Raw genomic sequence first — 14,107 nt, forward strand, 5'->3', positions numbered from 1 at the left:
CTTTTATGAGCATTCCCAAATTCGAAGGCCAGGTCGCCCTGGTCACCGGCGCAACGCGCGGCATCGGCGCTGCCATTGCGCTTGAGTTGGCGCAGCGCGGCCTCAAGGTCGTGGGCACTGGCACCACCGACGACGGCGCCGCCAAGATCACCCAGGCGCTGAGCGCATTCGGCGGCCGCGGCCGTGCGCTCGACGTGAACGACGGCGCGGCCGTCGAAGCCCTGATCGACGAGATCGTGCAGGCTTACGGCGCGATCCACGTGCTGGTCAACAACGCCGGCATCACGCGCGACACGCTCGCCATGCGCATGAAGGACGACGACTGGGATGCGGTGCTCGACACCAACCTCAAGGCCGTGTTCCGCCTCTCTCGCGCGGTGATCCGCCCGATGATGAAGCAGCGCTACGGCCGCATCATCAGCATCACGAGCGTGGTGGGCGCGTCCGGCAATGCCGGCCAGGCCAACTACGCGGCCGCCAAGGCCGGCGTGTCGGGCATGACCCGTGCGCTGGCCCGCGAACTCGGCAGCCGCAACATCACGGTCAACTGCGTCGCGCCGGGCTTCATCGAAACCGACATGACGGCCAGCCTGCCGGAAGCCCAGCAACAGGCGCTGCTCTCGCAGATCCCGTTGGGCCACCTGGGCAAGCCGGCCGACATCGCGCATGCAGTGGCTTACCTTGCATCGCCGCAGGCCTCGTACGTGACGGGGCAGGAACTGCACGTCAACGGCGGCATGCATATGTAGCCGAAAGGCGCAATCTTTTTCCGTACCGGAGCCCGGGGCAAATGCCACGGGCCGCCCGGCTAAAATCCACCAGTTACCTACAACCCTTAGAGGGAATCAAATGAGCGATATCGAAGCACGTGTCAAGAAAATCATCGCCGAGCAGCTCGGCGTGGAAGAGTCCCAAGTGACGAACGAAAAGGCTTTCGTGGCCGACCTCGGCGCTGACTCGCTCGACACGGTCGAACTCGTGATGGCACTCGAAGACGAGTTCGGCATCGAGATCCCGGACGAAGACGCAGAGAAGATCACGACGGTGCAAAACGCCGTCGACTACGCCACCAAGAATCAAAAGGCCTGACCGGCCAGCTGACACTGCAACGACGGCCGGCGGCTCTTTTATCAACCGCCCGCGCCGATCGGCAGCTGTCCAGCGCTTCCAGAAAGGTTTGCCGGCATGACCAAACGCCGCGTCGTCGTGACCGGACTCGGTTGCATCGCTCCTGTCGGAAACACCGCAACCGAATCCTGGACCAACCTGTTGGCCGGGAAGTCGGGCATTGCGAACATCACCGCGTTCGATGCAAGCGCCTTCGCCTGCAAGTTCGCCGGTGAGGTCAAGGGTTTCGACATCACCCAATACATCTCGGAGAAAGAAGCGCGTCACATGGACCGCTTCATTCATCTGGGACTCGCCGCCGCCATCCAGGCGGTGCAGGACAGCGGACTGCCGACCGGCGACGCGCTGCCCTATGAAAAGGCCGTGCGCATCGGCTGCAACATCGGTTCGGGCATCGGCGGTCTGCCGATGATCGAACAGACGCATGGCGAATACGCGAGCCGCGGCCCGCGCCGCATTTCGCCGTTCTTCGTGCCGGCATCGATCATCAACATGATCTCGGGCCACGTGTCGATCAAGTACGGCTTCAAGGGCCCGAACATCGCCGTGGTCACCGCCTGCACCACCGGCCTGCATGCCATCGGCACGTCGGCACGCATGATCGAGTACGGCGATGCCGACGTCATGATTGCGGGCGGCGCCGAATCGACCATCTCTCCGCTCGGCATCGGTGGCTTCACCGCGCCTCGCGCGCTGAGCACGCGCAACGACGATCCCGCCACGGCCTCGCGCCCGTGGGACAAGGACCGCGACGGCTTCGTGCTGGGCGAGGGCTCCGGCGTGCTGGTGCTCGAAGAGTACGAACACGCCAAGGCGCGCGGCGCCAAGATCTACGCCGAAGTCTCGGGCTTCGGCATGACCGGCGACGCGTACCACATGACCGCCCCCGACGTCGACGGCCCCCGCCGTTCGATGGCGATGGCGCTAGCCAATGCGGGTGTCAACGCCGACGAGGTTCAGTACCTGAACGCGCACGGCACCTCGACGCTGATCGGTGACCTCAACGAGACCAACGCGGTCAAGCTCGCCTTCGGCGATCACGCGAAGAAGCTCGTCGTGAATTCGACCAAGTCCATGACCGGCCACTTGCTGGGCGGCGCGGGCGGCATCGAATCGGTGTTCACGGTGCTGGCTCTGCATCACCAGAAGAGCCCGCCGACCATCAACATCTTCAACCAGGATCCGGAGTGCGATCTCGACTACTGCGCCAACGAGGCGCGCGATCTGAAGATCGATGTCGCGGTCAAGAACAACTTCGGCTTCGGCGGTACCAACGGTACGCTGGTGTTCAAGCGCGCTTGAGCGTCGCTCTTTCATGCACAGCGCACCGTCGGTGACCTATCCGGTGGGGCGCACCCGCGGCGCGACCCGGATTCTTCTGGCCCTTTGGACCCTGGGCGTCTGCTGCGCGGGCGCGGCCTGCTATCTGTTCGATAGCAATGGCTGGCGCCAGTTGCTGCTGCTGCTCAGCGTCGTCTTTTCTGGTGTCGCCGCGGGTTTCGGCCTGCGGAGGGACGGTGCGGCCACGCTGCATTTCGACGGATTGCACTGGTCGCTGACTGGTGCGGATCCGTCGCGTGGCGTGCTCGCTGCGCGCGCTGTCGTGGCGCTCGATTTCCAGTCGTTGCTGCTGATCCGCCTGGCCGAACCCGGCCGTGCGGCGCGCTGGGTCTGGCTCGAGCAGCGGGCCATGCCCGAACGCTGGCGCGACGTGCGCCGCGCGGTTTATGCGCGGCCCCCGGCGGCTGAGCCGGCCGACGACCCCTGGCGCGCGACCGCTCCGGCCGATGCGCCCTGACCCGTTTCGATGACCACTTCCTTGCCGCCCGTGCCCCCGGAGTCTGTGCTGCCCGATGGGGCTGCGGAGGCGCCGCGCCCGGGTGAGGTCGACTTCCAGCTGGTCCAGCGCACCGTCGCGGGCGACCAGAAGGCATTCGAGCTGCTGGTCATCAAGTACCAGCGCCGCATCGAACGCCTGATCGGGCGCATGGTGCGCGACGTCGACCTGGTCGAGGACATCGCCCAGGAAACCTTCATTCGCGCCTACCGCGCGCTGCACCAGTTCCGCGGCGAGGCGCAGTTCTACACCTGGCTGTACCGGATCGCGGTGAACACCGCCAAGAAGGCGCTGGTGGACATGAAGCGCGATCCGACCGTCTCCGAAAGCGCACTGCGTTCGTCCTCGGACGACGAAGATGAAACTTACCGTCCCGGAAACGAACCAACCACCGATGAAACCCCCGAATCGGTCATGGCGGCGAACGAAATCGCCAGTGCCGTCGAGGCTGCCATGGAAGCGCTCCCCACCGAGTTGCGCCAGGCGGTCACGCTGCGCGAGATCGAGGGGATGAGTTACGAAGAGATTGCCGAGGTCATGGATTGTCCGATCGGCACGGTGCGTTCGCGTATTTTCCGGGCGCGCGAGGCCATTTCGGCCAGGGTCAAGCCGCTGCTGGACAACCAGTCCGGCAAGCGTTGGTAGATCAGCAGGTGAATGACATGAATCAGACGATGACGGTTCGGGAACAGGTGTCCGCACTCGCGGACGGCCATTTGCAGGGCGAAGCGTTCGCGCGTGCGATCGAATCCGTCTGCGGCGAAGACGACTCGCGCGACGCATGGCACGCGTACCACGTGGTGGGCGATGTGCTGCGCTCGTCGGCGCATACGCGCTGCAGCGACACGTCGGCCTTCCTGGCGCGTTTTCAGCAGCGGCTTGCCGAAGAGCCGGTCGTGATCGCTCCTCCTGCGGCCGTGGCGCCGTTCGCCGCCGTGCCGGCCGCGATGCCCATGCGGCAACGCGCCGAGGCAGCCAACGAGCCGGTGTTCCGATGGAAGCTGGTGGCGGGCGCCGCGTCGTTGATGGCCGTGGCGGCCATCAGCTGGACGCTGGTCGGCAACGGCGCCGCGGTGCCAAACGGCGGTGCCCAACTGGCCGCGGTGCAACCGCCCGTGGCGAATTCGGTGCTGGCGGCCGCTGCCGGTGGCAGCGCGTTGCCCGGCAATGGTGCCCTGACGCCGACCCGTGTGCTGGTCGGCAACGGCAATCCGCAGGTCATGCTGCGCGATCCGCGCCTGGATCAGTTGCTTGAAGCTCACCAGCAGGCTGGTGGTGCCTCGCAAATGCCGTCCGGTTTCCTGCGCAACGCCACCTTCGAGGGCCCCACGCGCTGAACGCGCGCCCGTCGCCGCCTGCAATGACCGTTCACATGCCGATTTCCGCACGCACCCTCGTGCTCGTGTTCGCCGTTCTCTGCCTGGGGCAGATGGCCGCCGCGCAGACCCGCTACGGTGCGGCCAACACGAAGAGCGTGCCTTCGGCGCAAAACGACGAGCCGCCGGCTATGGGTGTGACCGAATGGCTACAGCGCATGCATGCCGGCGCGCGGCAGCGCAGTTATGTGGGCACCTTCGTGGTGTCGGCCCCAGGCGGTGACCTGTCGAGCGCACGCATCTGGCATGTGCGCGACGGCGATCACCAGCTGGAGCGCATCGAAGCACTGTCGGGCCCGCCGCGCTCGACCTTCCGGCGCAACCGCAATGTGATGACCTTCCTGCCCGAGGCAAAGGTCGTGAAGGTCGAGAAGCGCGAGAACCTCGACCTCTTCCCCAATCTGCCCGACAAGCCCGATTCGTCGGTGGGCGACTACTACGACGTGCGCGCCATCGGCAAGGACCGCGTCGCGGGCTTCGATGCCGACGTGGTGCAGCTGGTGCCGCGCGACGGCCTGCGCTTCGGCTACCGCATCTGGAGCGAGCGTCGCTCCGGTCTCGTGGTCAAGCTCCAGACCGTCGACAGCGACACCCGCGTGGTCGAGCAGTCGGCGTTTTCCGAGCTGCAGCTCGATGCGCCCGTGAAGGCGCAGGCGCTGGCGCAGATGATGGCCAACACGAACGGCTACCGCATCGAGAAGCTCGAACTCGAGCGCAGCACCGCCCAGGACGAAGGCTGGATGCTGCGCACACCCGTGGCCGGATTCAAGCCCCGAAGCTTCTACCGACGCCCCGCGCTGCCCGGCGGCGACGGCAAGCCGCCAAAGCCCGAGGCCACCACGGTGCAGTGGACCTTCTCCGACGGCCTCGCGACCGTCTCGCTCTTCATCGAACGCTACGACCCTACGCGCACGCCCAGCGATGGCGTGCTGACCATCGGCGCCACCAACGCGATCCGCCGGCGACTGCCCGCACCGGCCAGCGACTGGTGGCTGACGGCGGTCGGCGAAGTGCCCCAGCAAACGCTCAATGCCTTTGCCCAGAGCCTCGCGCGCACGCGCTGACGGGCCATGGGCTGACGCCATGCAGGCGTTCATGCTGAACCAAGCCGACGCTGACTACTCATAGCCTCTGTCGTTATTTGCAGCTCTGTTCTTTTGGAAAGACAACCGATGATGTTCAAAGTCGAGGGACACAAGCTTCGTTCCGGTCTGCTGGCCTTTGCGCTGGCGCTGACGGCCGGTGCCACTTTCCTGCCGGTCGAGTCGGTGCATGCGCAGACGCGCACGCTGCCCGACTTCACCGACCTGGTCGATCAGGTCGGCCCGTCCGTGGTCAACATCCGCACCGTCGAGAAGGTCGCGCAACGCGGCGGCGGCAATGGCGAGATGGACGAGGAGATGCAGGAGTTCTTCCGCCGCTTCTTCGGCCAGCCGGCGCCGGGCACTCCGCGCCAGGGGCCGCGCCCGAACCGTCCGCAGCAAGAAGAAGAGCGCCCGCGCGGCGTGGGCTCGGGCTTCATCCTGACGGGCGACGGTTACGTGATGACCAACGCGCACGTGGTGGAAGACGCCTCCGAGGTGCTGGTCACGCTGCCCGACAAGCGCGAGTTCAAGGCCAAGATCATCGGTGCCGACAAGCGCACCGACGTGGCCGTGGTGAAGATCGAAGCCACGGGCCTGCCCGCGGTGAAGGTGGGCGACATTTCGAAGCTGCGCGTCGGTGAGTGGGTCATGGCGATCGGCTCGCCCTTCGGCCTCGAGAACACCGTCACGGCCGGCATCGTGAGCGCCAAGCAGCGCGACACCGGCGAGTACCTGCCGTTCATCCAGACCGACGTGGCCATCAACCCCGGCAACTCGGGCGGCCCGCTCATCAACATGCGCGGCGAAGTGGTGGGCATCAACAGTCAGATCTATTCGCGCTCGGGCGGCTTCATGGGCATCTCGTTCTCGATCCCGATCGACGAAGCCATCCGCGTGAGTGAGCAACTGCGCTCCTCGGGGCGCGTGTCGCGCGGCCGCATCGGCGTGCAGATCGATCAGGTCACCAAGGACGTGGCCGAAGCCATCGGCCTGGGCAAGGCGCAGGGCGCTCTGGTGCGCGGCGTCGAAGCCGGTTCGCCAGGCGAGAAGGCCGGCGTGGAGCCGGGCGACGTCATCACCAAGTTCGACGGCAAGGCGATCGAGAAGCCGAGCGACCTGCCGCGCCTCGTGGGCAACACCAAGCCGGGCACGAAGAGCACGCTCACCGTGTTCCGTCGCGGCAACTCGCGCGACCTCAGCGTGACCATCGCCGAGATCGAGCCGGACAAGCCCGCCAAGCGCGCGACCGACCGCGACGAACCGGCTGCGAAGCCGTCTGCCTCCGCAGCACTCAAGTCGCTCGGCCTCGCGATCAGCGATCTCAGCGATGCGCAGAAGAAAGAACTCAAGCTGAAGGGCGGCGTGAAGGTCGACGCTGCCAACGATGCTGCGGCACGGGCCGGCCTGCGCGAGGGCGACGTCATCCTGGCCGTGGGCAATCTCGAAGTGGCGAATGCCCGCGAATTCGAGGCGGCAGTGGCCAAGGCGGACAAGGCCAAGTCGCTGAGCGTGCTCTACCGCCGGGGCGATTGGGCGCAGTACGCGCTGATCCGACCCGCACGCTGATACGGCGCCGGCGTCAAGTGGCCCCACCCGGCAGTCGGGTTTGGGGCCATTTTTTCGAGGTGTTTACGACGCTTCGGCGCCGGCCTCTAAAAAAATCCGGGGCCTCCAAAACGCCAATATTTGTTTGCGACTACTAACTTATAAAAGGGCTAAGGATGGATTTCGGTAGAATAGACAGCTCTCGGCAGCCAGTCAGCGCATAAAGAGGGCGAAGGCCTTCACGATGCGAGATGTCAGACAGCCGTCCACCGGTGCTCCACAGATCGCCCACAAGTTGTTCAGTGAGTGCTCCACCGTTCCTGTGGATAACCTGTTTGTATCTTTAATGTTGTGGACCTGCAACGAGCCCTTTGGACCCTGTTCCCGGATGTACGTGCTTCCCTTTTTGCCTACAATGAAGTTCCAACTACTGCAGTTGCCATTGCTTGTTGGTTCAGGGCGCGTCTCCAGAAGACGCGCCCTTTTTTCTTGGCCCCGCCCCTCGGCGCCCGAGCCAATTCAAGTACTTAAGCGTTCCCGTTGATGAATCACATCAGAAATTTTTCGATCATTGCGCACATCGACCATGGCAAGTCGACACTCGCAGACCGTTTGATCCAGCGTTGCGGCGGTCTCGCTGAACGCGAGATGGAAGCGCAGGTGCTCGACTCGATGGACATCGAAAAAGAGCGTGGGATAACCATCAAGGCGCAGACCGCCGCGCTGCACTACAAGGCACGCGACGGACAGGTCTACAACCTCAATCTGATCGATACACCGGGCCACGTCGACTTCTCGTACGAAGTGAGTCGCTCGCTGTCGGCATGCGAAGGCGCATTGCTCGTCGTCGATGCATCGCAAGGCGTCGAAGCGCAGACGGTGGCCAACTGCTACACCGCGCTCGACCTCGGCGTCGAAGTGATCCCGGTGCTCAACAAGATCGATCTGCCGAACGCAGACCTCGACAACGCGCGCACCGAAATCGAAGACGTGATCGGCATCGACGCGACCGACGCGATTCCGTGCTCCGCAAAAACCGGCGTCGGCATCGACGAGATTCTCGAGACCATCGTCGCGCGCATGCCCGCGCCGCGCGGCAATCCCGACGGCCCGCTGCGCGCGATGATCGTCGACAGCTGGTTCGACGCCTACGTCGGCGTCGTCATGCTGGTGCGTGTGGTCGACGGTCGCCTCGTGAAGGGCGAGCGCATCAAGATGATGGCGTCGGGCGCGATGTACAACGCCGACAGCGTCGGCGTGTTCACGCCCGGCAACGAGCCGCGCCCTTCGCTCGAAGCCGGCGAGGTGGGCTACATCATCGCGGGCATCAAGGAGCTGCAGGCGGCCAAGGTCGGCGACACCGTCACGCTGATCCGGCCCGGCACCGGCGGTGCGGCCGCCACGGCCACCGAGGCGCTGCCCGGCTTCAAGGAAATCCAGCCGCAGGTGTTCGCAGGCCTGTACCCGACCGAAGCCAGCGAGTACGACTCGCTGCGCGACGCGCTCGAGAAGCTCAAGCTCAACGATTCGTCGCTGCGCTACGAACCCGAAGTGAGCCAGGCGCTCGGCTTCGGCTTCCGCTGCGGCTTCCTCGGCCTGCTGCACATGGAGATCGTGCAGGAGCGCCTGGAGCGCGAGTTCGACCAGGACCTGATCACGACCGCGCCGAGCGTGGTCTACCAGGTGGTGCGCAACGACGGCGAAGTCATCATGGTCGAGAACCCGTCCAAGATGCCCGACGTCGGCAAGATGGCGGAAATTCGCGAGCCCATCGTCACCGTGCACCTGTACATGCCGCAGGAATACGTCGGCTCCGTCATGACGCTGGCCAACCAGAAGCGCGGCGTGCAGCTGAACATGGCCTACCACGGCCGCCAGGTCATGCTGACCTACGAGATGCCGCTCGGCGAAATCGTGCTCGACTTCTTCGACAAGCTGAAGTCGGTGAGCCGCGGTTACGCCTCCATGGACTACGAGTTCAAGGAGTACCGCGCCTCCGACGTGGTGAAGGTCGACATCCTGCTCAACGGCGACAAGGTCGATGCGCTGTCGATCATCGTGCACCGCAGCCAGTCGCAGTACCGCGGCCGGGCCGTGGTGTCGAAGATGCGCGAGATCATTTCGCGCCAGATGTACGACGTGGCGATCCAGGCGGCCATCGGGGTCACGATCATTGCGCGTGAGACAATCAAGGCGCTTCGCAAGAACGTGCTCGCCAAGTGCTACGGCGGCGACATCTCCCGCAAGAAGAAGCTGCTCGAGAAGCAGAAGGCGGGCAAGAAAAGAATGAAGCAGATCGGCTCCGTCGAAGTCCCGCAAGAGGCCTTCCTCGCGATTCTGCAAGTCGAAGACTGATCACCACGAACATGGCATACCTCACCACCCTGGTTCTCGCGGCGTTCGCCAGCTATGTCGGCGCCTGGTATTTCGGCGCGCTCGAAGGCAACTTCGCGCTGCTGCTGTTCGTGGCCACGGTGGTCACCGGGGTCTACTGGCTGGCCGAGCGCTTCTACTTCCTGCCGGCGCGCGAACGCGCCGCCGCCACGCTCGACAGCTCGATCGCCGAACGCAACACGCGGCTGGCGGGGCAGGGCATCACCCAGGTCGACACCACCGACGCCAAGGCCAGCGAGCGCCTGCTGATGCAGCCGTGGTGGCTCGACTGGACCGCGGGCCTGTTCCCCGTGATCCTGGTGGTGTTCTTGCTGCGCTCGTTCCTGTACGAGCCCTTCAAGATTCCCTCGGGCTCGATGATGCCCACGCTGCTGACCGGCGACCTCATCCTGGTCAACAAGTTCACCTACGGCCTGCGCCTGCCGGTCATCAACACCAAGCTCACCGACGGCACGCCGCTGGCGCGTGGCGACGTGGTGGTGTTCCGCTACCCGCCCAAGCCCAGCATGGACTACATCAAGCGCGTGGTCGGCATCCCGGGCGACGAAGTGGCCTACCTGAACAAGAAGCTCACGATCAACGGCCAGCCGGTGGGCAAGGCCCCGATCGCCGACTACCTCGATGGCGAGTCGATGCGCATCCTGAAGCAGTTCGACGAAGACCTCGGCGGCAAGCAGCACAAGATCCTCAACGACGAGAACGCCCCCGCCTTCGTGCCGGGCGCCAGCGACTTCCCGTTCCGCGAGAACTGCCGCTACTCGGTCGAGGGCGTGGTCTGCAAGGTGCCCGAAGGCAACTATTTCATGATGGGCGACAACCGCGATAATTCGGCCGATTCCCGTTTCTGGGGATTCGTTCCGGACAAGAACATCGTGGGCAGGGCCTTCTTTGTCTGGATGAACTTCGGCGATCTCGGTCGCATCGGTCCGTTTCAATAATTAATCAACAGTCAACGTTACTGTTCGAGGGGTAAGAGGGCATGAGAACCAACAGTCGGTCCGTCCGTGGCAGTGCTGCGCACCAGCGCGGTATCTCGTTCATCGGTTTGCTTTTCGTCGCGGTGGTGCTGGGCTGCGCGGGCGTCGTCGTCGCGCAGGTCATTCCAACGCTGATCGAATGGCAGGCCATCGACAAGGCCGCCAACAAGGCCAAGGAAGGCGCCACGGTGCCTGAGATCCGCGCGATCTTCGACCGCGCCCAGGCCATCGACGACTTCAAGTCGGTCAGCGGCCGGGACCTCGAGATCAAGAAGGTGGGTGACAAGGTCGTCGTGGGGTATGCGTACGAACGCGAGATTCCCCTGTTCGGGCCGGCCTACCTGACGCTCAAATACAAGGGCCAGACCCGCTGACCGCGGTGTCGAACAAGAAGGTGGACGGCAGCCTCGTCGCGCTGCAGGCGCGCCTTCAGTACACGTTCTCGGACCCGCGGCTGCTCCAGCTCGCGCTCACGCACCGCAGTTTCTCGGCCGACCACAACGAGCGCCTCGAGTTTCTCGGCGACTCGGTGCTGAACCTGGCCGTCTCGCACCTGCTGTACATCCGTCTCTCGGAATTGCCCGAGGGCGACCTGTCGCGCGTGCGGGCCAACCTGGTCAAGCAGGACACGCTGCACCAGCTCGCGCTGGGGCTGGCGCTGTCGCCGCTGCTGCGCCTGGGCGAGGGCGAAGCCCGCTCGGGCGGCCCGAACCGGCCTTCGATCCTGGCCGACGCGCTCGAAGCGCTGATCGGTGCGGTCTACCTCGACGCCGGCTTCGCTGCTGCGCAATCGCTGGTGCACCGGCTCTACGAGGCGGTCGCGATCAATCCGCGCATGGAAGCCGCCGCCAAGGACCCGAAGACCGAATTGCAGGAATGGCTGCAGGGCCACAAAATGAAGCTGCCGGTGTACCGCGTGGCAGCGACGCTGGGTGCAGCGCACAAGCAGACTTTCGATGTCGAGTGCGAGGTGCCCGAGCTGGGCCTTCGCGAGCGCGGCATCGGCGGCTCGCGCCGCGCCGGCGAGCAAGCTGCCGCGGCCGCCATGTTGATCCGGCTCAAGGCACGCGGCGCCGCGTGAAATCAGAATGAACGATGTGACCCATCCCGAAACGGGACCCGAAGACACCGCAGGCGACACGCCTGCCACCGGGCCGCAGCACTGCGGCCTGATCGCCATCGTCGGCAAGCCCAATGTGGGCAAGTCGACGCTGCTCAATGCGCTGGTCGGCCAGAAGATCAGCATCACCTCGCGCAAGGCGCAGACCACGCGCCACCGCATCACCGGCATGCGCACGTTGGGCGCCACGCAATTCGTGTTCGTCGACACGCCGGGTTTCCAGACCCTGCATGCCAATGCGCTGAACAAGTCGCTCAACAAGACCGTGCAGGGCGCGGTCGGCGATGTGGATCTGATTCTTTTCGTGGTCGAAGCCGGCAGCTTCACGCCGGCCGACGAGCGCGTGCTCAAGCTGCTCGGCAAGGGCATCCCGACCGTGCTGCTGGCCAATAAGCTCGACAACGTGCACCGCCGCGGCGACATCGCGCCCTGGCTGCAGACCATGCAGGCGAAGCACGCTTTCGCTGAATTCGTGCCGATGTCGGCCAAGAACGCGAAAGACGTCGAGCGCCTGTTCGGCATCTGCGAGAAATACCTGCCGGAGCAGCCTTGGTTCTACGCTGAAGACGAGCTCACCGACCGCAGCGAGAAATTCCTCGCCGGCGAGCTGGTGCGCGAAAAACTCTTCCGCCTCACGGGCGACGAGCTGCCCTACACCTCGACCGTCATCATCGACAAGTTCGAGGAAGAGCCGCCGCAGAAGAAGGGCCAGAAGCGCCTGCTGCGCATTGCCGCCACCATCGTGGTCGAGCGCGACGGCCACAAGGCCATGGTGATCGGCGACAAGGGCGAGCGCATCAAGCGCATCGGCATGGAAACCCGCGTCGAGCTCGAGAAGCTGGCCGACGCCAAGGTGTTCCTCGAGTTGTGGGTGAAGGTGCGTTCGGGCTGGGCCGACGACGAAGCCCGCGTCCGTTCGTTCGGCTACGAATGAAGTGGCCGCCGCTCATCGCGTTTCGCATGAACCGGCTTACGTGCTCCATCGCTACGACTGGAGCGAGTCGAGCCTGATCCTCGAGGTCTTCACCCGCCACCACGGGCGCATCGCGCTCGTGGCCAAGGGGGCGAAGCGGCCGAGTTCCAACTTTCGCCCGGTGCTGCTGCCGCTGCAGCCGTTGCAGCTCAACTACGGCGGCGACGCCGAGATCCGCACGCTGAAGGGCGCCGAGTGGATGGGCGGGCACGTCATGCCGACCGGCGAGGCGCTGCTTTCGGGCTACTACGTCAACGAACTGCTGCTGCGCCTGCTGGCGCGCGACGACGCGCACGAGGCGCTGTTCGACGCCTATGCCGGCGTGGTGCAGGTGCTGGCCGGCGACCACGCAGGCGCCCAGGCCGCCACGCAGGCCGCCGCGCTGCGCGCCTTCGAGCTGCTGCTGCTGCGTTCGGTCGGCCTGCTGCCTTCGCTCGACGTGCAGACGCTCACCCTGGAGCCGCTGGCGGCCCGCACGCGCTACAGCCTTGTGCCCGAAGCCGGCCTGCGGCAGGCGGCCAAGGACGAGGCCGCGCTGGCCGGGGCCGACTGGCGGGCGCTGCAAGACGTGCTCGACGACCGCACGCCGTTCACCGCCACCCTGCGCGAGGTCGCGACGATGAGCGCCGGCAGCAACAGTGCCCTGCGAAACCAGCTGCGCACCTTGCTCAACTACCATTGCGGCGTGACCACGCTGCGCACGCGGCAAATGATGAGAGATCTGCAAGCGCTCTAGCCCGGCGCACGATCGATCGAACCGCCAACCTGAGAACCGAAGCCATGCGTCTGGGTGTCCTTGTCTACGTCGACGACAAGAAAGAAATCGTCGACGAGTTCCACTGGCTGTACCGGAGCATGATCGTCTCCGGCGTCTTTGCGCGTGGTGGCGAGCTGATTGCGGTGTGCCACCCGAACGTCATCGCGCAGCTGCCGACCGACGACCGCATCGTCGTGATTCCGGGCCTGCCCTACGCCGACCAGCACGCCGAGTGGGCAGGCTACGGCTACATCAATTCGATCGCGAACCTGTGCGACCCGGCGGTGCTCGCCGTGTGCCGCAACTACGACGCGATCCTCAAGACCGACTGCGACACCTTCGTCACGCCGGCGCTGGCCAGCTTCGAGCCGACCGGCCTGTGCTTCGGCTTCGGTGCCTACGCGTACCAGGATGAAGTGCGCCGCAAGCTGTCCGAATGCAGCGCGCGCTGGGGCTTTCCGCATTCGGGGCTGCACAACGTGGGCGCGTCGGTGCTCGGGCCGACCGAGTTCGTGGGCAACTTCGTGCAGGCCCAACTGGACTATTGCCACAAGCTGCTCGACGAGGAGTTTCGCGACTTCCAGGGCGAGTGGCCCGGCTGGTGCAAGAACGTGCTCACCATGTACGCCGGCGAGCTGGCGCTGCGGCGCACCTACCCGCAGCGCTGTTCGCTGGGCCTGCTCGACCACCTGCCTTACGCCGACCGCACCTTGGGCGGCGACGTGCTGCACATCCACGGCTGGCACACCGACCAGTACTGGTCGAAGCATCATTTCCGTGCCGGCGCCTACGACCACATGGCGCCCGGCGACATCGACAGGACGACGCTCGGCGGCTACTGTCACTGGCTTGCCGTCACCCCCACCGACGACCTCCGGGCCGGTGCGGGCGGCGCATGAACGAAGAGAAGAAAGC

At 65.3% G+C, this 14,107-nt stretch carries 15 protein-coding genes; all 15 read left to right on the top strand.

Annotation, left to right across the window (positions count from 1 at the left end):
• Positions 1-5: 5 nt before the first annotated feature.
• The 15 genes from fabG (at position 6) to CY658_RS28075 (ending at position 14,091) form a co-directional block, all read left to right on the top strand.
• Positions 6-749, top strand: a complete 744-nt coding sequence (fabG, locus tag CY658_RS28005) for a 3-oxoacyl-ACP reductase FabG (RefSeq protein ID WP_101493293.1) — start codon at positions 6-8, stop codon at positions 747-749.
• Positions 750-849: 100 nt separating this feature from the next.
• Positions 850-1,089, top strand: coding sequence for an acyl carrier protein (gene acpP, locus CY658_RS28010; protein WP_007830471.1), 240 nt, complete (start codon positions 850-852; stop codon positions 1,087-1,089).
• Positions 1,090-1,185: 96 nt separating this feature from the next.
• A complete protein-coding gene (gene fabF / locus CY658_RS28015) occupies positions 1,186-2,430 on the top strand; it encodes a beta-ketoacyl-ACP synthase II (RefSeq protein WP_099795561.1) in 1,245 nt (414 codons plus the stop codon).
• Positions 2,431-2,443: 13 nt separating this feature from the next.
• On the top strand, positions 2,444-2,926 hold the full coding sequence (locus tag CY658_RS28020) for a hypothetical protein (RefSeq protein ID WP_101493294.1): 483 nt from the start codon (positions 2,444-2,446) through the stop codon (positions 2,924-2,926).
• Positions 2,927-2,935: 9 nt separating this feature from the next.
• The gene (gene rpoE, locus CY658_RS28025) at positions 2,936-3,610 is read left to right on the top strand and encodes an RNA polymerase sigma factor RpoE (RefSeq protein WP_225616939.1); all 675 of its coding nucleotides are present in this window, start codon (positions 2,936-2,938) and stop codon (positions 3,608-3,610) included.
• A 17-nt stretch (positions 3,611-3,627) separates the two neighbouring features.
• Positions 3,628-4,302 (top strand): sigma-E factor negative regulatory protein, encoded by a 675-nt coding sequence (locus CY658_RS28030; protein ID WP_101493295.1) that lies wholly within the window; start codon positions 3,628-3,630, stop codon positions 4,300-4,302.
• 23 nt (positions 4,303-4,325) lie between these two features.
• Positions 4,326-5,405 (top strand): MucB/RseB C-terminal domain-containing protein, encoded by a 1,080-nt coding sequence (locus CY658_RS28035; protein WP_101493296.1) that lies wholly within the window; start codon positions 4,326-4,328, stop codon positions 5,403-5,405.
• Between the two features lie 108 nt (positions 5,406-5,513).
• Positions 5,514-6,992, top strand: a complete 1,479-nt coding sequence (locus CY658_RS28040) for a DegQ family serine endoprotease (RefSeq protein ID WP_101493297.1) — start codon at positions 5,514-5,516, stop codon at positions 6,990-6,992.
• A gap of 522 nt (positions 6,993-7,514) precedes the next feature.
• Positions 7,515-9,326 (top strand): translation elongation factor 4, encoded by a 1,812-nt coding sequence (gene lepA / locus CY658_RS28045; RefSeq protein ID WP_099795567.1) that lies wholly within the window; start codon positions 7,515-7,517, stop codon positions 9,324-9,326.
• Positions 9,327-9,337: 11 nt separating this feature from the next.
• The gene (gene lepB, locus CY658_RS28050; RefSeq protein WP_101493298.1) at positions 9,338-10,303 is read left to right on the top strand and encodes a signal peptidase I; all 966 of its coding nucleotides are present in this window, start codon (positions 9,338-9,340) and stop codon (positions 10,301-10,303) included.
• 41 nt (positions 10,304-10,344) lie between these two features.
• Positions 10,345-10,716: a DUF4845 domain-containing protein gene (locus CY658_RS28055; protein WP_101493299.1), complete on the top strand. Its 372-nt coding sequence runs from the start codon at positions 10,345-10,347 to the stop codon at positions 10,714-10,716.
• 20 nt (positions 10,717-10,736) lie between these two features.
• Positions 10,737-11,423 carry a ribonuclease III gene (gene rnc / locus CY658_RS28060; RefSeq protein WP_101493344.1) on the top strand — a complete coding sequence of 229 codons (687 nt, stop codon included), beginning with the start codon at positions 10,737-10,739 and terminating at the stop codon, positions 11,421-11,423.
• Positions 11,424-11,430: 7 nt separating this feature from the next.
• Positions 11,431-12,396: a GTPase Era gene (gene era, locus CY658_RS28065; protein WP_101493300.1), complete on the top strand. Its 966-nt coding sequence runs from the start codon at positions 11,431-11,433 to the stop codon at positions 12,394-12,396.
• Between the two features lies 1 nt (position 12,397).
• On the top strand, positions 12,398-13,171 hold the full coding sequence (recO, locus tag CY658_RS28070; protein ID WP_101493301.1) for a DNA repair protein RecO: 774 nt from the start codon (positions 12,398-12,400) through the stop codon (positions 13,169-13,171).
• Positions 13,172-13,215: 44 nt separating this feature from the next.
• A complete protein-coding gene (locus CY658_RS28075; protein WP_101493302.1) occupies positions 13,216-14,091 on the top strand; it encodes a DUF7164 domain-containing protein in 876 nt (291 codons plus the stop codon).
• Positions 14,092-14,107 lie beyond the last annotated feature (16 nt).

It is taken from the genome of Variovorax sp. RO1 (assembly GCF_002849325.1).
In the GTDB taxonomy this organism is placed as follows: Bacteria; Pseudomonadota; Gammaproteobacteria; order Burkholderiales; family Burkholderiaceae_C; genus Variovorax.